A 20,945-nucleotide genomic window follows, 5' to 3' on the forward strand; every position below is an offset into this window, starting at 1 on the left:
ATGGACGACGCATACCGTGCGGCCCGGTACACCGCCGCCTCCGAGGCCTTCCGGGCCGCGCGCGACCTGCTGCTGCGCCACCGGGGCGACCTTGGGGCGGCCGTGGCGGAGTTCCGCTGGCCGCGCCCGGCCCATTTCAACTGGGCGCTGGAGTGGTTCGACGTGGTGGCGGCCGGGAACAGCGCGCCCGCGCTGCGGCTGCTCGACCGTGCGGGCGGCGCGCACAACATCAGCTACCAGGAGCTGTCGCTGCGCTCGGACGCGCTCGCGGTGTGGCTGACCCGGCTGGGTGTGGCGCGCGGGGACCGGCTGATGGTGGTGCTCGGCACACAGCAGGAACTGTGGGAGGTGCTGCTGGCCGCGCTGAAGACCGGCGCGGTCGTGGTGCCCTGCCACCCGGATCTGACGGCGGCGCAGGCCGCGGACCGGGTACAACGGGGGCGCATCCGCCATCTGGTGTGCCGGGCGGACGCGGTGGAGGCGTTCGCGGGCACGGACGTGCCGGGGGTGCGGATCGCCGTGCCCGGCGACGTGCCCGGCTGGAGCGACTACCGCGACAGCGACCGGGAGGGGGCCCGGTTCGTCCCCGACCGGCCCACCCCCGCCGACGACGTGGCGTTTTGCTACTTCACCTCGGGCACCACCTCAGAGCCCAAGCTCGTGGCGCACACCCACACCAGTTACCCGGTCGGGCATCTGTCCGGCCTCTACTGGAACGGGCTGCTCCCCGGTGACCTGCACGTCAATGTCTCCTCGCCGGGGTGGGCCAAGCACTCCTGGTCCAGCTTCTTCGTCCCCTGGAACGCCGAGGCCACCGTCGTCGCACTGCCGCACGGGCCGCTCGACGCGGCCGCGATCCCCCGGACCCTGCGGGACCAGGGCGCGACCAGCTTCTGCGCGCCGCCCAGTGTGTGGCAGCAGCTGCGGCCCCATCTCGGCTCGGCCCGGCCGGCGTTGCGGGAGGCGACCAGCGCCGGCGAGCCCCTGGCCGCGGGGCTGGCCACGGAGGTGCTCGACCGCTGGGGCGTGCGCGTGCGGGACGGCTACGGGCAGACCGAGACGACCGCGCTGATCGGCACCACGCCGGGCACCGAGCCCCGGCCCGGACTGCTGGGCACCGCGCTGCCCGGCTACCGGATCAGCCTGCGCGACCCGCACACCGGGGAGCCGGGTGACAGCGGGGAGATCTGCGTGGAGCTCGAGGGCGAGCGGCCCCTCGGAGTGATGGCGGGCTACCTGGACGATCCCGAACGCACCCAACAGGCCCTGGGGCGCGGCTGGTATGCGACCGGGGACCTCGCGCAGCGCTCCCCCGACGGCTGGTTCCAGGTACTGGGCCGCCGCGACGACGTGTTCAAGTCCTACGGCCACCGGGTCTCCCCCTACGAGGCGGAGGCGGCGCTGCGCAGCCATCCGGCCGTCGCCGACCTGGCCGTCGTCCCGGTGGCGGACGCGATCGCGGGGCTGCTGCCGCTCGCCGTGGTGGTCGTGGCCCCCGGCCGCACGGCGGGCCCCGCACTGGCCGCCGAGCTGCTGGCCCACTGCGCCAGGACGCTGTCACCCGTGGGCCGCCCCACCCAGGTCGAGTTCCTTGCCGAACTGCCCCGGACGGCCTCGGGAAAGGTGCGCCGCCGCGAGGTACGCGAGCGGATACGCAGCACATTGCCCTACACAGACGAGGAGTTGCCGGCATGACGAGCCAGCCGACCGAGCAGACCCGGAGCGCCCCCCTGATCATCGAGGGGCTCGACCGGCCGCGGGAGCTGGAGCGCCAGCTCACGTTCACGCCGCTGACCGCCGACGGGCGGGTGGGGGTGGAGGTGTTCCCGCTCTACACCACCGGCCAGACCGGCCCCGGCGGCCCGGCGGCCTCGCTGGTGCGCTACCACCCGGGGGCCGCCGCCGCCCCGCACCGGCACACCGGCTACGAGATCATCCAGGTCCTTGAGGGCGAGCTGATCACCGAGGACGGCGTGCACCCGGCGCATTCGATGCTGGTCCTTGCGCCGGGCAGTGTGCACGCCCCGCGCACCGAGAAGGGCGCGCTGATGCTGGTGGTGTGGGAGTCCCCGGTGGAGCCCGCCGAACCGGTGCGGTGAGCCGTCTGCCGCAGAGCGCGGAGCGCCGCCGGACCCGGGTCCGGCGGCGCTCCGCGTGATCCCGCAGGCGGGGGTTGTCAGTCCGTTGTCAGTCCCCCGACGCGATGGCGTAGACGGCGTAGTGCCGGCCCCTGGAGCGGTCCTGGTAGTCCCGCAGCGCCGAGGGGTTGCCCGCGTGGTCGGGGCCGAACTGCCAGGTGCGGTAGGCCTCCAGGCTCTCCCACTCGCCGTGCAGTACGTACTCGCCCTCGCGGTCCACGTCCCGCAGCAGCTCGCTGCGGATCAGCCCTTGGATGGCGGATCCCCGGGCGTCGCCGCGTACCCAGCTGATCTCGCGGTAGGTCTTCTCCAGCTGCTCTATGCCTGCGTGGGGGGCACGGAGGTAGATGACCACGCGGATGCGCTCGCTGCTCATGGTGGTGCTCCCTTCCCGTTCTCAGTCGTAGTAGGCGGGGGCCACGCGCAGGCCCGCCCACTGCTTGGCGTCGTGCCCGTGGACGATCAGGGCGCCCTCGTCGCGGGCCAGTGCGACCAGCTTGCGGGTGCTCTCGCGCACGTCCTTCTCGTCGAGGTCGAAGGGGAAGACCGGCCGCTCGTCGGGGTCCAGGGCGGCGGCCATCGGGATGGCGTCGACGGCCAGCAGCACCGGCCCGGAGTTCGCCAGCCGTACCAGCACGGACTGGTGCCCGCCGATGTGCCCGCTGGATTCCACCAGCTCGATGCCGGGCAGCAGTTCGCTGTCGCCCTCGATCAGCCGGTAGGTGAGCCCGGGCACGTCCCACAGCTTCCTGGCCGCTTCGAGGCGGGGCACCGTGCCCGCGAGCGCCAGCTCGTAGTGGGCGCGCTGGATGACGAACTCGGCGCCGGGGAAGGCCGCGTGGTACCCGCTGTGGTCGGGATCGAGGTGGGAGCAGACCACCGTGTCGATCTCCTGCGGGCGCACCCCGAGCGCCGCGAGCTGGGCGACCACGTCCTGTCCCTCGTCCACCCGGATCCTCGCCTGGGGCGAGGGGTCGGCGGGGGCGCCCGTGTCGATCAGGACGTTGCGGCCGTCGTCCGTACGGATCAGATAGCCCGGCACCGGTGCCTCGAGCCCGGCTATGGTGCCCAGCCGCAGAAGATACAGCCTCATCCCTCATGCTCCCCTCCGGGCGGCGGCCCGTGCCGTCGCCGCGGCGGTCATCATCGGCGCTGCCGCTCAAGTCCCGATCGAGGGCGCCGGACCGGGTGCGGGCGGCCGGGTCCTCGACCCGGGCTCGAGCGGGGCCCGATCGGGCGCGGACACGATCCCGGCCACGAGCGGATCTGTGCGCGCCCGGCCAAGAGCCGCCGAAGACCGCCATCCGTGCCACAAGGGAGATCCCGTGACGCAGGCAGCAGACAGGACACCGGCCACGGGGGAGGCGGCGCAGCAGCCCGATCCCCGCCGGTGGCGGGCGGCCGCCGTGATCCTGGTGGCCATCGCCCTGGACCTGATCGACACCACGATCGTGAACGTGGCCCTGCCGGTCATGCAGAGCGAGCTCGCGGCCAGCAAGGCGGCCCTGCAGTGGGTGGCCGCCTCGTACACGCTCACCTTCGCGCTCAGTCTGGTCACCGTGGGCCGGGTGGGCGACATGCTGGGTCGCAAACGGATGATCACGCTGGGCATCGGCTTCTTCGTCCTGGCCTCGCTGCTGTGTGGGGTGGCACAGAGCATCGAGATGCTCATCGCCTCGCGTGTGCTGCAGGGTCTGGGCGGCGCGGTGGTCATGACCCAGGGCCTGTCCCTGCTCCAGGTCACCTTCCCGCCCAAGGAACGGGCCGCGGTCTTCGGCATGTTCGGGGCGCTGTCGGGGGTGGCGGCGATGCTCGGCCCGGTGCTGGGCGGCATCCTGGTCGACGCGGACCTCTTCGGCTGGTCGTGGCGTCCGATCTTCCTGGTGAACGTTCCGGTCGGGATCGTCGCGCTGATCGGCGTCGCCGCATACGTACGCGAGTCCAGGTCGCCGCGCGTCCAGCGCCTGGACCTGGTGGGCGTCGCGCTGATCACCCTGGCGTTGCTGGCGCTGCTCTACCCGCTGGTGCAGGGCCCGGAGTCGGGCTGGCCGGCGTGGACGTTCATCGCGATGGCCTGCTCGGTGCCGCTGTTCGTGGTCTTCGCGCTGTACGAGAGGAAGAAGGCGGCCCGGGACGGATCGGCGCTCGTGGAGCCCAGCCTCTTCAAGGAGCGGTCCTTTGTGGCCGGGCTCCTGGTGATGCTGAGCTTCTTCGCGATCATCTCGGGGCTGTTCTTCCCCTTCACCCTCTATCTGCAGGTCGGCCTGGGATTCTCGCCGCTCGCGGCGGGCCTGGCCACCATTCCGTTCTCCTTCGGCGCCATGATCACGTCCTCGTTCTCCGCGGTGCTCGCCATCAAGATGGGGCGCAAGGTGCTGAGCGTCGGCATGGTGGTCATGGGGGTGGGCATGACCGGTCTGATCTGGACCGTGCACCACTACGGCGGCGGCCTCGCCGGCTGGGACCTGGCGCCCGCGCTGACCGTGCTGGGCCTGGGCCTGGGCTTCGTCATCTCGCCGGTGGTCGACATCGTCCTGGGCGGCGTCCCGGTCGAACACGCCGGTTCCGGCTCCGGCCTGCTGAGCACCGCCGACCAGCTGGGCGCCGCGGCCGGCGTCGCGGTCATCGGGGTGCTGTTCTTCAACCTGCTCGCCGGACAGGCCGGACCCGCGACGGACGACGCCCTGCCGGCGCTCCGCTCGGAGCTGGCGAAGGTGGGCGTCGCCTCGCCCGGGCGCGAACAGATCGTGACGAACTTCCGCGCCTGCGCCAAGGAGAGCGGCAAGAACACCGACGAGAGGGAAGCGCCCGCCCTGTGCAGGGCGCTCGTTCCTCCCGGCACCGTCTCACCGGCGCAGAGCGGGCCGGTCGGCAAGGCGCTCGCCGACGCCGGCGAGCAGGCGCGCAAGAACGGCTTCGCCGATGCCACCGCGAAGGTCCTCTGGTACGAGGTGGGGATCATCGTCCTGGGGTTCTTCCTGACCTTCGCCCTGCCCAAGAAGGCCCGCGCGACCGAGCGGGACGAGGCGGGCCAGGCGGACGGGGCGGGCCAGGAGGAGAGGGCCGGCGCCGGCGCGCAGGAAGCCCCCGCCGGCTGAGCGGGACGCGCCGCCGTCGCCCCGGCGCCGTCGCGTGGACCCGCCGTCCGCGCGACGGCGCTTCGCGTGGCGGCCGGCCCCGCTGGAGGCGTTGTCGAGCGGGACGCAAGCCGCCCGGCCCACTGTGACCGCGATCACCTTCTCGTCGGCCGCGGCCTGTCGCTGCGGGACGCGGCCGGGATCTGATCCCTCACCAGATACGGGAGTAGACATGCGCATTGCAGTGACGGGCTCCATCGACGCCGACCAGCTGACGCCCTGTGGCCGCAGCTTCGCGGAGCAGTTCATCGCGGAGTGCCTGGACAAGCTCTCGCTCTCCCTGAGCGCGGACCAGCCAAGGATCCACTCCGGCGGGCGGGCGGCCAACATCGCCTTCGGGCTCGGCTCTTTGGGTCTGGCGCCCCTGCTGATCGGGTCGGCCGGAAGTGACCTGTGCGACCGGCAGGCCGGCGACCTGCGGCAGGTGCAGGAGCGAAGCGGCCCCCTGGACCTGGTCGTGGTGTCCGCGGACGCCCCCGAGGCGATGGCCCGCCGCGCCCGTCAGTGTGCCAAGCTCCAGATCCCCTTCGTGGCCGCCCCCGCGGGGCAGTTGGCCCGCCTCGGGCGGGATCAGGTGCGGGCGCTGCTGGCGGGGCCGCGGGTGCTGTTCACCAACGCGCACCAGTCCGTGCTCATCCAGGAGCGCAGCGGCTGGACCGAGCAGCAGGTCCTTGGCCGGGTGGGCACCTGGGTCACCACGTACGGCGCCCGAGGCTCGCGCATCGTCTCGGCCAACCGGCTGCCCCGCGACGTGGCGGCCGTGCCCGCGCGCGCAGCGGCGGAGCCCGCCGGCGCCGGGGACGCCTTCAGGGCCGGGTTTCTGGCCGCCCTGGCGTGGGGCCTGGGCCCGGTGGACGCGGCCAGGCTGGGCAGCGCGCTCGCCTCCCTCGCCCTGGAGAGCGCCGGCACCCGGCAGTACGCGCTGCACGGGCCCGAGCTGGCCGACCGGCTGGTCTGCGCCTACGGGGCCGGCGCGGTGCGGCAGATCGTGCCCCGCCTGGAGCACCTCGCGCACCCGGCCCGCACACCTGCGGCGCGCGTCGCACGGGCTTCCAGCCTGCCTCGATCGAGCTACGACCCGCGGCCCGCACGCTGAGCAGCAAGCTACGCGCAGAGAGAGGATTGGTGTGTCCAGCAAACAACAGCACACGCCCGTGTTGGTGGTGGGGGCCGGACTGGCCGGCCTGTCGGTCGCCCTGTTCCTGGCACAGCACGACGTGCCCAGCCTCGTCGTGGAGCGCCACCGCGGCATGTCGCCCCACCCCCGGGCACGGGGCATCAACCCCCGCGCGATGGAGCTGATGCGCTCGGCGGGCATCGAAGCCAGGGTCAGGGCGACCGCCTCGGCGCGGGCCCTGGCCCACAACAGCGGTGTGTACGCCGGCCAGTCCCTCACCGGGCACCAGATGGGCGCGCTGCACGAGGCGTACTTCATGGACGTCAAGACCGACCTGAGCGCCCTGTCGCCGACCGGTTGGTGCCTGTGCCACCAGGACGAGTTCGAACCGGTCATCCGCGAGCGCGCGCAGGAGCTCGGCGCCGGCTTCCGCTACGGCACCGAGCTCGTCTCCTTCCGGCAGCAGGACCAGGAGCGCGGGGTGATCGCCGTGCTCCGGGACCGCGACACAGGCCAGCACACGACCGTGCACGCCGACTACCTCATCGCCGCCGACGGCCCCTCAAGTGCGCTGCGCACGCAGCTGGGCATCGGCTTCGACGGTCCGGGAACCACCGGCAACTTCCTCAACGTGCACTTCGAGGCCGATCTCGCCGAGGAGCTGGGCGAGCGCCGTTTCATCATGATGTACACGTTCAACGACACCGTGCGCGGTGCGCTGATGCCCCTGGACAACGCGCGGCGCTGGCTGCTGCACGTCACCTTCGACCCGGCGGCCGAGGACGCCGCCTCGTTCACCGACGAGCGCTGCCAGGAGCTGGTGCGGGCGGCGGCCGGGGTTCCGCAGCTCGCGGTGAAGGTGCTGGGCGCCATGCCCTGGGAGGCGGCGGGGCGTTCGGCCTCGGCCTACCGCCGCGGGCGGGTGTTCCTGATCGGCGATGCCGCCCATGTCATGCCGCCCAGCGGGGCGTTCGGCTCCAACACCGGGGTCCAGGACGCGCACAACCTGGCCTGGAAGCTGGCCTCGGTGCTGCGCGGCGAGGCGGGCGCCGGGCTGCTGGACAGCTACGACGCCGAGCGCAGGCCCATCGGCGCCTCCATCGTGGAACAGGCCGTGCTCCGCTCCAAGGACCGGCCGCGGCTGGCCGACAAGGAACCGGCTCCGGCCAACCCCGCCATCGTCCAGGACACCGCGATCTGGTTCGGCGGGCAGTACCGCTCCGACGCCGTGCTGGCAGGCCCCCAGGAGCCCGCGCTGCCCGACGGGGTGTGGAACCCGGCCCCCGGCGGCGCCCCGGGCACCCGCGCACCGCACATGGTCCTGGAGCACGAGGGGCAGCGGCTGTCGACCCTCGACCTGTTCAACCGCTCCATGGTGCTGCTCACCGGCCCCGGTGCCACGGACTGGGCCACGGCGGGCAGGGCCGCCGCCCGGCGCTTGGGCACCACCCTGGACGTCGTGCGGATCGGCTCGCCCGAAGGGCCCGCGGACCCCTCCGGGCAGTGGTCCGACACCTTTGGTGTCACCGCGCGCGGTGCGGTCCTGGTCCGGCCCGACGGCGTGGTGGCCTGGCGGGCGCCCGACGCGCACGAGGCCCCCGACGCCGTGCTGGCTCACGCCCTGGCCACCGTGCTGGCCCGCTAGTTCACCACGCCTGCTCACCCCCGTAACGATGGAGAGAAGATGTCTGGAATAACCGGCTGGGTGGACTTCGAACGGGACCTCACCCGGGAGCGCAGCACCGTCCTGGCCATGACGGCTGCCATGGCCCAGCGCGGACCCGACGGGGAAGGGATCTGGGTCAGCCGGCGGGCCGCCCTGGGCCACCGCCGGCTGGCGGTCTTCGACCTCGCCGGCGGACATCAGCCGGTGGCCCTGGAGCACGACGGCCGCACCATCGCGGTGGCCGCGCACAGCGGCTCGATCCTCAACCACCAGGAGCTGCGGGCCGAACTCGTCTCCCGCGGCCACCGGTTCAGGTCGGCCGGCGACACCGAGATCCTCCTCTTCGCCTATCTGGAGTGGGGCGCCGAGGCCGTGCACCGGCTGGAGGGGACCTTCGCCGGTGTCGTCTGGGACGCCAGGAAGCAGGAGCTGTTCCTGGTCCGCGACCGTCTTGGCGTGGAGCCGCTCTTCTACTACCCCACCGCCACCGGGCTGGTGTTCGGCTCCGAGGCGAAGGCGATCCTCGCGCATCCGCAGGTCGATCCCGCGGTGGACGCCGAGGGACTGCAGGAGATCTTCACCTACTCCGGTACGCCGCACGTGGCGCCGTTCCTGGGCATGCACCGGCTGCGCGCGGGCCACCACCTGCTGGTGAAGGCCGGGCACACGGTCAAGACCCGCTGGTGGTCGGTGGAGGCGGCCGAGCACACGGACGACCTCGACACGACCGTCGCGACGATCCGCGGGCTGCTCGAGGAGAGCATCAGCCGCAACCTGCGCACCGAGGCGCCGCTGGGCTCGCTGCTCTCCGGCGGCCTGGACTCCAGCGGTGTGGTGGGCCTGGCCGACCGTGAACTGCGCAAGTCCGGCGAGCGGGTGAGGACCTTCACCGTCGACTTCGCCCAGCACGCGGAGAACTTCAAGGCGACCGACACCCGCAACTCGCCCGATGCCCCCTTCGCGGCCGACGTGGTGCGCCACCTGGACACCGACCACACCACGGTGGTCCTGGACCCCGCCGACCTGAGCGATCCCATCGCCCGCCTGGCCGTGCTGCGCGCCAAGGACTACCCCACCCCGCTGGGTGACATGAACACCTCGCTGTACCTCCTGGCGCGGGCCGTCGGCGAGCACGCCAAGGTCGTCCTCACCGGTGAGGCCGCCGACTCGCTCTTCCACGGGGTCGCCTGGAACCGCGACCCGGTGGAGTCGACCATGGAGACCTTCCCGTGGGTCGCCCGCGGCGTGGTCCGCGACGACGCCGCGGGGCTGGGCTGCGGGCTCTTCGCCCCGGGGCTGCTGAAGGAGCTGGCCCCGCTGGAGTACGCGGCGCGGCGCTATCGCGAGTCGGTGTCCGAGGCCCCGCACCTGCCCGGCATGTCCGAGCACGAGAAGCACATGCGGGAGCTGTGCTGGGTGCACCTGACCAACTTCATGGAGAACCAGAACGGGCACACCGAGCGGCTGTTCAAGGCCGTCGGCCTGGAGGTGCGGATGCCGTACTGCGATCACCGGCTGGTCAAGTACGCCTACAACCTGCCCTGGGACATGCAGAACTTCGACGGCCAGGAGAAGAGCCTGCTGCGTGCCGCGGTGCGCGACCTGCTGCCCCAGAGCGTGATCGAGCGCCGCAAGACGCCGTACCCGGTCACCCTCGATCCGGGCTACGAGGCGGCGCTGCGCACCGAGATGCACGCGCTGCTGGACGACTCCCAGGCGCCGGTCCTGCCGCTGCTGGACGTGCCGGCCGCGCGGGCCGCGCTCAAGGACCCCGAGGGGCTGAACCGGTGGGCCCGGCGGGCCAATGTCGAGCTGCCGATCCAGCTGAACACCTGGCTGCGCAGGTACGGGGTGCGGCTGGCCCTGTGAGGCCCGTGCAACGCGCCGGGCCCGGGGGTCTGTCCCCCGGGCCCGGCGCACGTCGTTGGCGGCGGGCGCCGGTTCAGTGGTGGCCGCCGCCGTGCGAGCCCCCGATGGTCCGGGGGGCGCTGTCCACCGCGTCCGGCGCGACGACCAGGAACTGGCCCATCATCCCCTCGTCCTCGTGGCGCAGCACGTGGCAGTGGTACATGTAGGGCACCCGCTCGTCGCTCAGGGTGTCGAACCGGACCGCCAGTCTGACCTTGCCGGACTCCGGCAGATAGACGGTGTCCTTGGGGCCGCGCGCTTCCTGGGGCGGTTCGTCGCCGCCCACGTCCAGGACGTTGAAGGTCGCGCCGTGCACATGGAAGGAGTGCAGCGTCCCGTCGCCCCGGTCGATCTCCCAGATCTCGGTGGCCCCCGCGGGCACGACCTCGTCGACCCGGTTGATGTCCATCGACTTGCCGTTGATCTGCGTCCCCACGAAGTGGAAGGTGCGTACCTTCGCATCGTCTGGCACCTTGATCGGGGCGGGGGCGCCGGCGAAGCGGGTGGGCAGCGCCGGGGAGGGGCGCAGGGTCTTGGCGGCGCGCAGCGCGACGATGTCGAAGGAGTCGTCGCCGCCGTGGAAGCGGTCGGTGGGAAAGCCGATGCCCAGGCCGGGCGGGAAGCTGCGCAGCACGGCCTCCTCGCCCGGCTCGAACTGGACGACGATCTCGGCGCGTTCGCCGGGGCCGATCTGCAGGCGGGCCATGGGCCGGGGCCGGGGCAGCAGCCCGTTCTCGGCGGCGACGAGGTGGAAGGTGCGGTCGTCGGGGAAACCCAGCCGGTAGACGCGGGCGTTGGAGCCGTTGAGCAGCCGCAGGCGCACCCGGGTGGTGGTGACGGGCACGTAGGGGTCGTAGGTGCCGTTGACCAGGATGGTGTCCCCGAGGATGCCCAGGCTGTCCATCCCGGCGATGGTGTCGCGAAAGGAGCTCTCGCTGAAGTCGAGGGACCCGTCGTCGTGGAAGTTCTTGTCCTGGATGACCAGCGGGAGGTCGTCGACGCCGTACTGGGAGGGCAGCGGCGCCCCGGTGGAGTGCTCGTCGTCCAGGATGATCATTCCGGCGATGCCGCGGTAGACGTGGTCGGCGGTCGAGCCGTGCGGATGCGGGTGGTACCAGAGGGTGCAGGCCGGCTGGTGCACGGTCCACTGCGGCTTCCAGGTGCCGCCGCGCTCGATCATCTGGTGCGGGCCGCCGTCCATGGCCGCCGGGAGGTGCATGCCGTGCCAGTGGAGGGTGGTGGCGTCGGGGAGGTTGTTGTGCACGGCCATGGAGACCTTGTCGCCGCGGCGGGCCCGGATGGTCGGCGCCAGGTAACTGCCGTTGGCGCCCCAGGTCTTGGTCTTCTTTCCCGACAGCAGTTCGCTGGTGCCCTCCGCGAGCTCGAGCGTGTACTGCTTGCGGCCGTCCCCCGAGGGCTTGGGGTCCAGCAGCTCGGGGACGCGCAGCCGGTTGCGGAACTTGAGGCTGCCCACGTTGCTCATCTGGTGGCCGGAGTAGACCGAGAGGAAGTTGGCCCCCCAGCCGCCCCCCGCCACGACCACCGTGACACCCGCGATCTTGAGGAATCGGCGGCGGCCTGGACGGGCTGGTGTCATGGTTGGGTTCCTCCGGACGGGCCCCGGCGCAGGGCAAAGTCGGTCAAGGCGTCTTTGTCCAGCATGTGGCAGTGGCCCTTGAGGATCGCTTGAGCCCGCGCGTGCGAACGCCGGGCGCCGCCTCGCCCCGGAGGGGGGATCCGTGCGAGGGACACCCGACGTTCGGTTCGGGGGCCGGTGCTCAGGACGCGGCGGGTACCCGGTCGAGCCGGTGGACCACTTCGGTGACGTCCATGGCGCCGCTGCGGCGGAAGGGCTTGAGCCGCTGGCGGTTGAGCGTGTGGCGGTGGCTGAGTTCGAAGTCGCGGAACTCCTGCTCGTCGCTCCAGTCGGTGAAGACGAAGTAGAGGCCTTCCTCCTGCGTCGATCTGACCAGGACCTGCCCACGGTTGGCGGGCTCGTGGGCGATGCCCTCGCCGATGGACAGCCAGACCTTCTCGAAGTCGGCGGCCATCTCGGGGAAGACCTCCATGCGCAGGATGACCCGGAAGGGCCCGCCCGGCGTCGGGCCGCTCTGGCTCTGCATCATCTTTCCTCTCTCGCGGCCGGCCGGTCGAGCCGGAGTATCCGCTTCGTCAGTGCGCGCAGTGTGTTGGTGGTGAAGATCGGTGCGTCGGCGCAGCGCCAGGCGACGATGCCGTCGGGGCGCACCAGGACGGCGCCTTGCGCGGTGACCCCGTACAGCTCGGGCCAGCGGTCGTCGAGATCGGTCAGCTCGGTGCCGACCGCGTACACCGAGTAGGGCATGCCCAGGTCGGCGGCGACGGCCCGCGCCGCCTTCTTCCAGGGCTCGCTGTCGGGTCCGGTGAGCAGCACCATCGAGTGTCCGAACAGATCGTGCACGGACACCTCGGAGCCGCCGTGGCGCAGCCGCAGGTGCGGTGCCCGGCTGCCGGGGCGGCCGTCGTTCTCCGCCGCCCACAGCCCGTCCCCGGGGTAGATTCCCGCGTCCCTGGGGGTCAGCGCGGAGGACCGGTAGCGGGGGTTGAACCAGACCAGCGGGTCCTCCACCAGGTCGGAGCTGACCGGCCCGCTGTCCGTGCCGAGCAGCCGCGGCCGGTCCTTGGCCCGCAGCACGGCCTGTTCCACCGTGGCCGCGCAGATGGGGCGGCGCTCCTCGTCGTAGCTTTCGAGCAGTTCGTTTCCGGCCCAGCCGTTGAGTACGGCCGAGATCTTCCACGCCAGGTTGTGGGCGTCGATGATGCCGGTGCCGGCGTCGAACCCTCCGCTGGGCGGCATCACATGGGCCGCGTCGCCGACCAGGAAGACCCGCCCGTCCCGGAACCGGCCGGCGACCCTGGCCTCCCCCTGCCAGGCGCTGACCTCTTCGATCGTGGGCTGCAGGTCGCGTACTCCTGTCGCCGCGCGCACCAGTTCCGCGCACCGTTCCTCGGTGAAGGAGGCCAGGGGCTGGCGCTGGGGGTCGTAGGAGACGTGCAGCAGCCACTGGCTGGCGTTGTCCAGCGGCATGAGCGCCCCGCGCAGGGCAGGGTTGACGGTGTAGCACATCAGGAATTTGCGGTCCGCCAGCTCGCAGCGGAGGTCGGCGGTGAACCGCACGGTGACGTACTGGCCCAGGACTTCGCCGTCGAAGGGGATGGAGAGGGCCTCGCGCACCACCCCGGCGGTGCCGCCGGCCTCGACGAGGTAGCAGGCCTTGATGATCCGCTCGCCGCCGCCGGCCGAGTCCCGTACCACCGCGGTCACTTCTTCGCCGTGGCCGTCCGCCTGGTCGAAGGAGACGAGGGTGCTGCTCCCGCGCAGGACGACGCCCAGCTGCTGTGCCTTGACGCTCAGCAGCTCCTCCAGTTCGCCCTCGTCGCACAGGCACCAGCTGGTGGGTGAGAGCAGGCCGAGCGGCGTGCGGACGTCCATCACGTACTTCTCGCCCAGTTCGCCCTGTTCGAGGCCCGCCAGTGACTGGGCGACCACGATTCCCGAGTTCTGGGCGAGCGCCCGGGTGGTGGGCAGTTCGCGGATCTCCTCCTCCAGGCCCAGGGAGCGCAGCAGCTCCATGGCCCTGGGGTGGATGCCCAGGATGCGCGGGAGCTTGGGCCGCTCGCGCGCGCCCTCGATCAGCAGGCACTCGACTCCTTGCCCGGCAAGGAACAGGGCGGTCGTCAACCCCGCCAGTCCCCCGCCGGCCACCAGCACGTCCGTGTTGCGGAGCGTACTCAGGCTCATATCCTGCACAGCCTCACATCCCTTCGTCCCCAGCGGTCCTAGGCGTGGTGCTCGGCGATCACTGATGCGTCCTTGTCGCCGTCGCCGGCGGCGATGACCGCGGCGAACTGCTCGCGGACGGCGCCCAGTACGGGCATCGCGATGCCGTGGGCCTGGGCGGCCTCCATCGAGATGCGGATGTCCTTCTCCATCAGCTCGGAGCGGAAGAAGGCCGGCTCGTAGCGTCGTGAGCGCATCAGCTCGGCCCTGAAGCGCATCACCATCGAGCTGAATCCGCTGGAGGCGACCGAGCCCAGCAGCTGGTCGCGGTCGAGTCCGGCGGCGGTGCCGTAGGCGACGGCTTCGGCCAGCGAGGCGACCTGGGCGCCCAGCAGCAGGTTGAGGATGAGCTTCATGCTGGCGGCGCTGCCGGGTGCGCCGAGGTGGACGACGTCGTTGCCGATCGTCTCCAGGATCGGGCGGACCTCTTCCAGATCGGCCCTCTCACCGGCGACGTACACCCGCAGTTCGCCCGTGCGGGCCTGCAGCGGGTTGCCCACGACGCAGGCCTCCACCCGGCGCAGGCCCTGGTCGGCCAGCCGCCGGGCGGCCTGCTGGGCGTAGCCGGGTGACACGGTGGACGTGTCGATGATGAGGGTGCCGGGGGCCAGCACCGGCACCACCTGGCCGAACAGCACGTCCTCGACGACCTTCTCGTCGCTCAGGCTCAGCATGACCACCGAGTGGCCGCGGGCGGCCTTGTCGGGGGCCTGGGCGAGTGTGGCCCCCGCCTCGGTCAGGGCGGCGGCCTTGCTCGCGGTCCTGTTGTAGAGGGTGAGTTCGTATCCGCCGTCGAGCAACCGGCCGGCCATGCCGCCGCCCATGTTGCCCAGACCGAGGAACGCGACCTGTCGGTTGTCCATGGATAAGGATCTCTTCTCTCTCGGGCAGAGCCGCTCAGTACGCGGCGTCGACCTCATAGATGGCGAACCCGGCGGCCGTGCGTGTGTCCCTGAAGGGCCGCAGCGGCGCGGTGTCCTGGCGGTGGTCCGCGCCCGATTCCCACTTCTGAAAGGCGGCCAGGGACTCCCAGCGGCTCATCACGACGAGCACGCTGGCGTCCAGGGGGCTGCGCAGCAGCTCGTTGCCGAGCATGCCGGGCACCTGGGCCAGCCGCTCGCTCACCTGGTGGTAGGCCGCCCGGACCTGGGCCAGCTGTGTCTCGTCGTGGGCCGCCTGGAAGACCAGCACCCGGACCTCACCGGGCATCGGCTGCGGCCCTGCCCTCGATGTGGGTGAGGATCTCCATCACGTGGAAGGAGCCGCCCTTGCGGAAGGGGTGCAGGGTCGCCCGGTGTTCGAGGTGGGCGGGGCTCTCCTCGAAGGCGCGGAACTGCGGCTCGTCCACCCAGTCGCTGACGATGACGTAGGTGCTCTCCTGGCCGGCCTCGCGGGAGAGCGACTGGCCCAGGTTGGCCGGATGTCCGGTCACCGCGTCGGTGCCCTGGTGCCAGGCCTTCTCGAAGTCGCTCTCCTTGCCCGGCACCACTTCCAGGCGCAGCATCACACGGAAGGCCATCAGGAGATGCCTCCGTCGACGCCGATGGTGTTGCCCGTGACGTAGCGCGAGAGGTCGCTGGCGAGCCAGAGGACGGCGCCGGCCACCTCGTCGGGCTGGCCGAGCCGGCCAAGGGCCGTCTTGGCGCTGTAGCGCTGGGTCATCAAGGTGCGCTGGTCCTCGGGCAGGGCGTGGAAGTTCTCGGTCTCGATGACACCGAGCGCCACCACGTTGAAGCGGATGCCCTGGGGGCCGAACTCCTTGGCCAGCGACCGGCTGAGGCCGACCAGGGCCGCCTTGGTGGCGGTGTAGTGGGAGCGCAGCGGGATGCCGGCCTCGACGGCCTTGGACCCGATGCTGATCACGGAGGAGCCCTCGCCCAGCAGCGGCAGCGCGTGCTGGATGACCAGGTGGGCGCCGGTGACGTTGGTCGCCAGGATCCGCGTCCACTCCTCCAGGGGCAGGTCCGCGTACGGGATGTGGCTGATCGCGCCCGCGTTGTTGACCAGGAGGTCGATCTTCTTGTGGATCTCCTTGACCCGCTCCAGCAGGGCGGCTATCTCCTGCGGCTGGGAGAGGTCGGCGCGCAGCACATGGTGGTCGCCGCCGATCTCCTTGAGCTCCCGCTCCAGGCTGGTGACGTAGTCGCTCTCGCGCTGGTAGCAGGTGACGACGTCGACACCCGCGTGCGCCAGGGCGAGCACGATGCCCCGGCCGACACCGCGCGTGCCGCCGGTGACCAGGGCCTTCTTGCCTCGGAGTTCGAGGTCCATGGAATTCCTCCGTGTATGTGTGCAGAGCAAGTCGAAGTGGGGCGGGACAGGTCAGAGCAGGGTGGCGAGCGCCAGGCAGTTGGCGACGAGCGCGGCGATGGTCAGCACACTGCGCCGGCTGTTCCAGGCGCCCCAGGTCTTGCGGGGGTCTTGGAAGTCGGCGGGCAGGTCGTCCGGGTCCAGGGTGCGCATCCACCGGTTGACCGGCACGTTCTTGACGACGGAGATCACGGCCGTGGTCACCGCGAGCAGCGCTGCCACGGCGAACAGCACCCGGGCCGCGGCGTCGGGCGCCGTGATGGCCAGCACCGTGTCCAGGACGAACGTGCCGACCAGGCAGATGGGCATCGCCGGGTCGTAGCGCTGCCCGAAGAACGCGTGGGCGTGCACGTAGCGGTCGGTGGGCAGCGAGGCGAGGTAGGGCTGGCCGCCGAGCTGGGTGCCGAAGAGCACTCCGGCGGCCAGCCCGTTGAGCAGCAGCAGCAGCGGAGTCAGGTAGACGAGCACCGTTTCGCTCCTCAGTGGGCCGTCAGACGCGCCGCGGACTCGACCTTCTCCTTGATGAGCGCCATCTGCACCAGGGTGTTGCGGTTCAGGTGGCCGGTCATGCCCTCGTCGGTGACCGGGGCCTGGGGCTTCATGTGGAAGTCCTGGACCCAGCGCATGCGGACGCCGCCGCCGGGCTCCTGGGTGTACTCCCAGTAGATCTTCATGAAGTCGAAGGGGCCGGTCTCCACCCGCTCGGCGTGCACCGTGCGGGTCTTGGGGTCGCTGGTCCGCCGGGAGACCCAGCTCCAGACGTTGCCGTCCTCGTCCGGGTGCATGGTCAGGCGGAAGACGACGGTGTCGCCGTCCTGCTCCAGCACCTCGGCGGCGGCGTACTCGCTGAACAGGTCGGGCCAGTTGGGTACGTCGTTGGTCATCTGCCACACCACGTCCAGCGGTGCGTCGATGACGATGGCGTTGTCGGTGTGTCCAGCCATGGGTGATGCTCCTTTCGTCGTCAGCGGCCCAGCACGAGGGCCGAGGTGAATCCGCCGTGGCCGCGGGCCAGGACCAGGGCGTGGCGCAGCGGCAGTTCCCGGGGTGCTTGGGTGACCAGGTCGATCTCGATGCCGGGTGCGGGCTGCCGGGTCCCCACGGTGTGCGGGATGACTTGCTCGCGCAGCGAGAGCAGCGCGGTGGCCACGTCGAGCGGGGCGCCGCCGCCGTACAGGCGCCCGGTGAGCGTCTTGGGCGCGGTGACCGGGACGGCGCGGGGGCCGAAGACGGCGGTGATGGCTTGTGCCTCGTCGAGGTCGTCCCGCGGGATGCCGGAGGCGTCGGCGAACACCACGTCGATGTCCTGCGGGGCCAGCCCGGCGTCCCGCAGGGCCGCTTCGGCGGTGCGGCGCAGGGCGCGCGGCCGCTGGGATCCCGGGGCCGGGTCGAAGCCCGCGGCGTAGCCGAGCACCTTGCCGTATCCGTCGCCCGCGCCGCGCTCCTGGGCGCACTGCGCGCTCTCCAGGACCAGGATGGCGCCGCCCTCGCCGGGCAGGTACCCCGACGCCTGGGCGTCGAAGGGCACATAGGCGCGGTGCGCGTCCTGGACGGTGGAGAGGTTGCCGGTGGACAGCTGCGCGGTGAAGCCGTAGGGGCACAGCGAGGCGTCGGTGCCGCCGGTGACCACCAGCCGGGAGCCCTTGCGGGTCAGCCGGCGGGCCTGTCCGATGGCGTCCAGGCCGCCGGCCTGCTCGCAGGCCAGCACCCCGCACGGGCCGCGCATCTTGTGCCGGATCGAGAGCTGGCCGGTGGTGGCGGCGTAGAACCAGGCGATGGACTGGTAGGCGCCGACCCACGAGGGGTCGTGGGTGTAGAGCGCCGTCATCTCCTGCTGGCCGAACTCCGTGCCTCCCGAGGAGGAGGAGGTCACCACCGCCATCTCGTACTCGGGCAGGTCGGCCGGGTCGACCGCGGCGTCGGCCAGGGCGGCTTCCCCCGCGGCCAGGCCCAGGTGCGTCCAGTGGTCGGTCTGCGAGATCAGCCTGCTGGGTACGGTGGCCTTGGCATCGAAGCCGGGGACCTGCCCCGCCAGGCGTACCGGGTAGCCGGCCGGGTCGAACCGGTCGATCGGCCCGATGCCGGACTTGCCCGCAAGGACCGCGGACCAGTGGGCCTGGACGCCGATGCCGGTCGGTGCGGTGATGCCCAGGCCGGTGATCACCGGAGGCCGGTGTGCTGGCGCGGTCATGCTGCGCCCCTTCCTGCCGCGGCCGCGGCCGAGCCCGGCCGGGCGAGCAGCATCGCGGTCTGGAAGCCGCCGAACCCGCTGCCCACGCTGAGCACGACGTCCATGGCGTGGTCCCGGGCGGTGATGGGGACGTAGTCCAGGTCGCAGAGCGGGTCCTTGGTCGTCAGGTTCGCCGTCGGGGGCACCACCTGGCGATCCAGCGCCAGGGCGCAGGCGGCCACTTCGATGGAGCCGATCGCGCCGAGCGAGTGCCCGACCATGGACTTGATGGAGCTGACCGGGATGTCGTAGGCGTGCTGGCCCAGGCTGCGCTTGAACGCGGCCGTCTCGTGCCGGTCGTTCTGCTTGGTGCCCGAGCCGTGGGCGTTGATGTAGCCCACCGCGGTCGGGTCCAGGCGCGCCTGGTCCAGGGCGACCCTGATGGCCTCGGCCATCTCGCGGCCCTCCGGCTTGAGTCCGGTCATGTGGTAGGCGTTGCTGCGCCCGGCGAAGCCGACGATCTCGGCGTAGATCCGTGCGCCGCGGGCCAGGGCGGCCTCGCGTTCCTCGACGACCATGACCGAGGAGCCCTCGGCCAGGACGAAGCCGTCCCGCTCGCCGTCGAAGGGGCGCGAGGCGTGCTCGGGGTCGGCGTTGTTGGCGGTGGTGGCCCTGATGGCGTCGAAGCAGGCCAGGGTGATCGGGGAGATGGGGGCGTCGGTGGCACCGGCCAGCGCGACGTCCGCCGTTCCCTCCTCGATCAGCTGGACGGCGTGGCCGATGGCGTCCAGGCCCGAGGTGCAGCCCGTGGAGACCAGCGCCACCGGTCCTTCGGCCCCCACCTCCCAGGCGACCTCGGCCGCCAGGGTGCTGGGCACCATGTACCCGTACAGGTGGGGGACGCCGTACTCGTGGTCGACGAGCCACTTCTTGCCGCTGTCGCTGAGGACGACGTACTCCTGCTCGAGGCCCATCGTGCAGCCGACCGCGCTGCCTATGCTGACGGCGAGCCGCTCGGGGGCGAGCGAGGAGAAGTCCAGGCCGCTGTCCTGGGCGGCTTCCCGGGCGGAGACGACCGCGAACTGGGCGGCGCGGTCCATCCGCCGGATCTGACGCTCGCTCAGGCCCTGGGCCACCGGGTCGAAGTCCGCCTCCGCCGCCACCCGCGAGCGGAACTTGCTCGCGTCGAAGAGCGAGACGCTCCTGGTGGCCGTGCGGCCGGCCGACAGCAGGTCCCAGAACGCCTCCCTGCCCACCCCGCCCGGTGCGACCGTTCCGATGCCGGTGATGACGGCCCGTCTGGTCACCGTGCCCCGCCGACGTCAGGGTTGGACTCGTGCGGGCGCTGGGCCACCTCGGTGTCCACGTGGCCCAGCTCGGGGCGCGGCGCGAGCGGGGAGAGGTGGAAGGCGCAGGTGGCGGTGGTGTCGCCGGTGTTGACCAGACGGTGGCGCACGCCGATGGGAACGAGCAGCGACTGGCCGGCGCCCAGTTCGATGACCTCGCCCTCCAGCGTCATCTCCAGCGTTCCGCTGATGACGTGGAGGAACTCCTCGGAGAAGGGGTGGTAGTGCTCGGTGATGAAGTCGGCCGGGTCCAGGGTCATGACCCCGCCGAATCCCGAGGTGCAGCCCACGGTCTTGGGGCTCAGGGTGACGCGGATGTCGCCGCCGCGCTTGGTGTTGGCCTCGACTTCCTGGGTGGTGACTTTCACCGTGCGTGTGATGGCGGTGGTCACTGGATCCGCCCTCCGTCCTTGGTCCAGATGTAGAAGGGGTTGGCCATCGCGTCTTTCGGTTCTTTCCAGTTGGGGTCGTAGGGCTCCACGCACTCCGTCAGACGGGTGTTGATGTCGTCGTAGAGGGGGTGGCTGCGGGCCCGGTAGAGGTTGGGCGTGATGTCCTCGTCGGCCTCGACCAGGTGGAAGTAGAGCCCGTGGAACTGAAAGAGGGTCCGGCGGCTGACGCCGATCATGTGCGGCAGATCCGTCGAGTCGGAGTCGTGGAAGATCTGCCCGATGTCATCGGTCTTGTTCGGCTTCAGCCGGGCGACGATCAGGGTGCGATGCACGGTTTACCTACCTCCAGGTGGCCCGGTGAGTGCGTTCGACGGGAACGTCTCACCGCGAACTGGAGACCGACTCGAATCGGCCTCCAACGCCCGGGCCCAGGGTGATTCGAGCTCCTTGCGAGGCACGTCGGCTGTGCTGCCCTGACACCGACCGGCCCGAGCCCCAGAGGGAGCAGGTATGGCCTTCGCCGCCATCACTTACGACATCAAGCCCGGATACGAGAAGGAACTCACCGAGATCTTCGGCGACTTCAAGCGCGTCAAGGGCAGCCAGGTGAAGGATCAGGCCGGCGAGTCGGCGGGCACGATTCTCGCCACCGCGGTCTTCCTGCGCGACGACACGCTGATGCGTGTCATCGAGTACACCGGCGACCTGGAGGCGGTGGCCCGGCACATGGCCTCGCAGCCCGGCGTGCGCGAGGTGGAGAAGAAGCTCAAGCCCTACCTCAGCAGGCCGCGCGACACGGACACCGTCGAGGGGTTCGTGGCGACGTTCCGGCGCAGCCTGCTCAACACCGTCGCGCAGATCTCCGCCCGGGACCTGCCCGCCCCGGCCTGATCCGGCGCCGTATGCGGCGCACACAGCCCTGAGCGGCGGCCCCCCAGGGG

General features: G+C 71.6%; 22 protein-coding genes. 7 read left to right on the forward strand and 15 right to left on the reverse strand.

From position 1 onward, the window contains the following. Both ACFUPX_RS38500 and ACFUPX_RS38505 read left to right on the forward strand, forming a co-directional pair. The gene (locus tag ACFUPX_RS38500; RefSeq protein WP_383333345.1) at positions 1–1,695 is read left to right on the forward strand and encodes an AMP-binding protein; all 1,695 of its coding nucleotides are present in this window, start codon (positions 1–3) and stop codon (positions 1,693–1,695) included. Then, positions 1,692–2,099, forward strand: coding sequence for a cupin domain-containing protein (locus tag ACFUPX_RS38505; RefSeq protein ID WP_383333347.1), 408 nt, complete (start codon positions 1,692–1,694; stop codon positions 2,097–2,099). Before ACFUPX_RS38500 ends, ACFUPX_RS38505 begins: the two co-directional genes overlap by 4 nt. Before the next feature lie 88 nt (positions 2,100–2,187). Here the strand turns inward: ACFUPX_RS38505 and ACFUPX_RS38510 are convergent, their stop codons facing one another. Beyond that, positions 2,188–2,514: an antibiotic biosynthesis monooxygenase family protein gene (locus ACFUPX_RS38510; RefSeq protein ID WP_383333348.1), complete on the reverse strand. Its 327-nt coding sequence runs from the start codon at positions 2,512–2,514 to the stop codon at positions 2,188–2,190. A gap of 21 nt (positions 2,515–2,535) precedes the next feature. Next, positions 2,536–3,231, reverse strand: coding sequence for an N-acyl homoserine lactonase family protein (locus tag ACFUPX_RS38515; protein WP_383333350.1), 696 nt, complete (start codon positions 3,229–3,231; stop codon positions 2,536–2,538). A gap of 232 nt (positions 3,232–3,463) precedes the next feature. On the opposite strand from ACFUPX_RS38515, the gene ACFUPX_RS38520 reads away from it, so the two are divergent. From ACFUPX_RS38520 to asnB, 4 genes are all read left to right on the forward strand, one after another. After that, positions 3,464–5,236, forward strand: a complete 1,773-nt coding sequence (locus tag ACFUPX_RS38520; RefSeq protein WP_383333351.1) for an MFS transporter — start codon at positions 3,464–3,466, stop codon at positions 5,234–5,236. Positions 5,237–5,447: 211 nt separating this feature from the next. Further along, complete coding sequence (locus ACFUPX_RS38525; protein WP_383333353.1) at positions 5,448–6,371, forward strand: PfkB family carbohydrate kinase; 924 nt, start codon at positions 5,448–5,450, stop codon at positions 6,369–6,371. A 31-nt stretch (positions 6,372–6,402) separates the two neighbouring features. Continuing rightward, positions 6,403–8,037: an FAD-dependent oxidoreductase gene (locus ACFUPX_RS38530; RefSeq protein WP_383333355.1), complete on the forward strand. Its 1,635-nt coding sequence runs from the start codon at positions 6,403–6,405 to the stop codon at positions 8,035–8,037. Positions 8,038–8,076: 39 nt separating this feature from the next. Next, entirely contained in the window at positions 8,077–9,927 is a 1,851-nt protein-coding gene (asnB, locus tag ACFUPX_RS38535; RefSeq protein ID WP_383333357.1) for an asparagine synthase (glutamine-hydrolyzing), read from the forward strand. Between the two features lie 73 nt (positions 9,928–10,000). Here the strand turns inward: asnB and ACFUPX_RS38540 are convergent, their stop codons facing one another. The 13 genes from ACFUPX_RS38540 to ACFUPX_RS38600 form a co-directional block, all read right to left on the reverse strand. Further along, positions 10,001–11,563, reverse strand: a complete 1,563-nt coding sequence (locus ACFUPX_RS38540) for a multicopper oxidase family protein (RefSeq protein ID WP_383333359.1) — start codon at positions 11,561–11,563, stop codon at positions 10,001–10,003. 181 nt (positions 11,564–11,744) lie between these two features. After that, positions 11,745–12,092, reverse strand: coding sequence for an antibiotic biosynthesis monooxygenase family protein (locus ACFUPX_RS38545; protein ID WP_383333361.1), 348 nt, complete (start codon positions 12,090–12,092; stop codon positions 11,745–11,747). After that, complete coding sequence (locus tag ACFUPX_RS38550; RefSeq protein ID WP_383333363.1) at positions 12,089–13,747, reverse strand: FAD-dependent monooxygenase; 1,659 nt, start codon at positions 13,745–13,747, stop codon at positions 12,089–12,091. Before ACFUPX_RS38550 ends, ACFUPX_RS38545 begins: the two co-directional genes overlap by 4 nt. Positions 13,748–13,785: 38 nt before the next feature. Continuing rightward, positions 13,786–14,649: an NAD(P)-dependent oxidoreductase gene (locus ACFUPX_RS38555; RefSeq protein ID WP_383333365.1), complete on the reverse strand. Its 864-nt coding sequence runs from the start codon at positions 14,647–14,649 to the stop codon at positions 13,786–13,788. Between the two features lie 34 nt (positions 14,650–14,683). Next, complete coding sequence (locus tag ACFUPX_RS38560) at positions 14,684–14,995, reverse strand: antibiotic biosynthesis monooxygenase family protein (protein WP_383333367.1); 312 nt, start codon at positions 14,993–14,995, stop codon at positions 14,684–14,686. Further along, positions 14,985–15,305, reverse strand: coding sequence for an antibiotic biosynthesis monooxygenase family protein (locus ACFUPX_RS38565; protein ID WP_383333369.1), 321 nt, complete (start codon positions 15,303–15,305; stop codon positions 14,985–14,987). Before ACFUPX_RS38565 ends, ACFUPX_RS38560 begins: the two co-directional genes overlap by 11 nt. Continuing rightward, on the reverse strand, positions 15,305–16,057 hold the full coding sequence (locus ACFUPX_RS38570) for an SDR family NAD(P)-dependent oxidoreductase (RefSeq protein WP_383333371.1): 753 nt from the start codon (positions 16,055–16,057) through the stop codon (positions 15,305–15,307). Before ACFUPX_RS38570 ends, ACFUPX_RS38565 begins: the two co-directional genes overlap by 1 nt. Before the next feature lie 51 nt (positions 16,058–16,108). Continuing rightward, positions 16,109–16,564 carry a DUF1772 domain-containing protein gene (locus ACFUPX_RS38575; protein ID WP_383333373.1) on the reverse strand — a complete coding sequence of 152 codons (456 nt, stop codon included), beginning with the start codon at positions 16,562–16,564 and terminating at the stop codon, positions 16,109–16,111. A gap of 11 nt (positions 16,565–16,575) precedes the next feature. Further along, positions 16,576–17,040 carry an SRPBCC family protein gene (locus tag ACFUPX_RS38580; protein WP_383333375.1) on the reverse strand — a complete coding sequence of 155 codons (465 nt, stop codon included), beginning with the start codon at positions 17,038–17,040 and terminating at the stop codon, positions 16,576–16,578. Positions 17,041–17,060: 20 nt separating this feature from the next. Then, on the reverse strand, positions 17,061–18,287 hold the full coding sequence (locus ACFUPX_RS38585) for a ketosynthase chain-length factor (protein ID WP_383333377.1): 1,227 nt from the start codon (positions 18,285–18,287) through the stop codon (positions 17,061–17,063). Beyond that, positions 18,284–19,573 carry a beta-ketoacyl-[acyl-carrier-protein] synthase family protein gene (locus tag ACFUPX_RS38590; protein WP_383333379.1) on the reverse strand — a complete coding sequence of 430 codons (1,290 nt, stop codon included), beginning with the start codon at positions 19,571–19,573 and terminating at the stop codon, positions 18,284–18,286. Before ACFUPX_RS38590 ends, ACFUPX_RS38585 begins: the two co-directional genes overlap by 4 nt. Next, a complete protein-coding gene (locus tag ACFUPX_RS38595) occupies positions 19,570–20,004 on the reverse strand; it encodes a cupin domain-containing protein (protein WP_383333381.1) in 435 nt (144 codons plus the stop codon). Before ACFUPX_RS38595 ends, ACFUPX_RS38590 begins: the two co-directional genes overlap by 4 nt. Continuing rightward, positions 20,001–20,336 carry a TcmI family type II polyketide cyclase gene (locus tag ACFUPX_RS38600; RefSeq protein WP_383333383.1) on the reverse strand — a complete coding sequence of 112 codons (336 nt, stop codon included), beginning with the start codon at positions 20,334–20,336 and terminating at the stop codon, positions 20,001–20,003. The genes ACFUPX_RS38595 and ACFUPX_RS38600 overlap by 4 nt, the downstream gene beginning before the upstream one ends. 178 nt (positions 20,337–20,514) lie before the next feature. Between ACFUPX_RS38600 and ACFUPX_RS38605 the strand changes: the two genes are divergently transcribed. Continuing rightward, complete coding sequence (locus ACFUPX_RS38605; protein ID WP_383333385.1) at positions 20,515–20,895, forward strand: SchA/CurD-like domain-containing protein; 381 nt, start codon at positions 20,515–20,517, stop codon at positions 20,893–20,895. The last annotated feature ends 50 nt before the right edge of the window (positions 20,896–20,945 follow it).

This window comes from Streptomyces sp. NPDC057302, assembly GCF_042667685.1.
Classification (GTDB): Bacteria; Actinomycetota; Actinomycetes; order Streptomycetales; family Streptomycetaceae; genus Streptomyces.

Coding starts and splice junctions, on each gene's coding strand:
- ACFUPX_RS38525 (WP_383333353.1), top strand. CDS start 5,448: ATGCGCATTGCAGTGACGGGCTCCATCGACGCCGACCAGCTGACGCCC.
- ACFUPX_RS38505 (WP_383333347.1), top strand. CDS start 1,692: ATGACGAGCCAGCCGACCGAGCAGACCCGGAGCGCCCCCCTGATCATC.
- asnB (WP_383333357.1), top strand. CDS start 8,077: ATGTCTGGAATAACCGGCTGGGTGGACTTCGAACGGGACCTCACCCGG.
- ACFUPX_RS38605 (WP_383333385.1), top strand. CDS start 20,515: ATGGCCTTCGCCGCCATCACTTACGACATCAAGCCCGGATACGAGAAG.
- ACFUPX_RS38565 (WP_383333369.1), bottom strand. CDS start 15,305: ATGGCCTTCCGTGTGATGCTGCGCCTGGAAGTGGTGCCGGGCAAGGAG.
- ACFUPX_RS38560 (WP_383333367.1), bottom strand. CDS start 14,995: ATGCCCGGTGAGGTCCGGGTGCTGGTCTTCCAGGCGGCCCACGACGAG.
- ACFUPX_RS38555 (WP_383333365.1), bottom strand. CDS start 14,649: ATGGACAACCGACAGGTCGCGTTCCTCGGTCTGGGCAACATGGGCGGC.
- ACFUPX_RS38510 (WP_383333348.1), bottom strand. CDS start 2,514: ATGAGCAGCGAGCGCATCCGCGTGGTCATCTACCTCCGTGCCCCCCAC.
- ACFUPX_RS38585 (WP_383333377.1), bottom strand. CDS start 18,287: ATGACCGCGCCAGCACACCGGCCTCCGGTGATCACCGGCCTGGGCATC.
- ACFUPX_RS38580 (WP_383333375.1), bottom strand. CDS start 17,040: ATGGCTGGACACACCGACAACGCCATCGTCATCGACGCACCGCTGGAC.
- ACFUPX_RS38570 (WP_383333371.1), bottom strand. CDS start 16,057: ATGGACCTCGAACTCCGAGGCAAGAAGGCCCTGGTCACCGGCGGCACG.
- ACFUPX_RS38550 (WP_383333363.1), bottom strand. CDS start 13,747: ATGAGCCTGAGTACGCTCCGCAACACGGACGTGCTGGTGGCCGGCGGG.
- ACFUPX_RS38545 (WP_383333361.1), bottom strand. CDS start 12,092: ATGATGCAGAGCCAGAGCGGCCCGACGCCGGGCGGGCCCTTCCGGGTC.
- ACFUPX_RS38500 (WP_383333345.1), top strand. CDS start 1: ATGGACGACGCATACCGTGCGGCCCGGTACACCGCCGCCTCCGAGGCC.
- ACFUPX_RS38540 (WP_383333359.1), bottom strand. CDS start 11,563: ATGACACCAGCCCGTCCAGGCCGCCGCCGATTCCTCAAGATCGCGGGT.
- ACFUPX_RS38515 (WP_383333350.1), bottom strand. CDS start 3,231: ATGAGGCTGTATCTTCTGCGGCTGGGCACCATAGCCGGGCTCGAGGCA.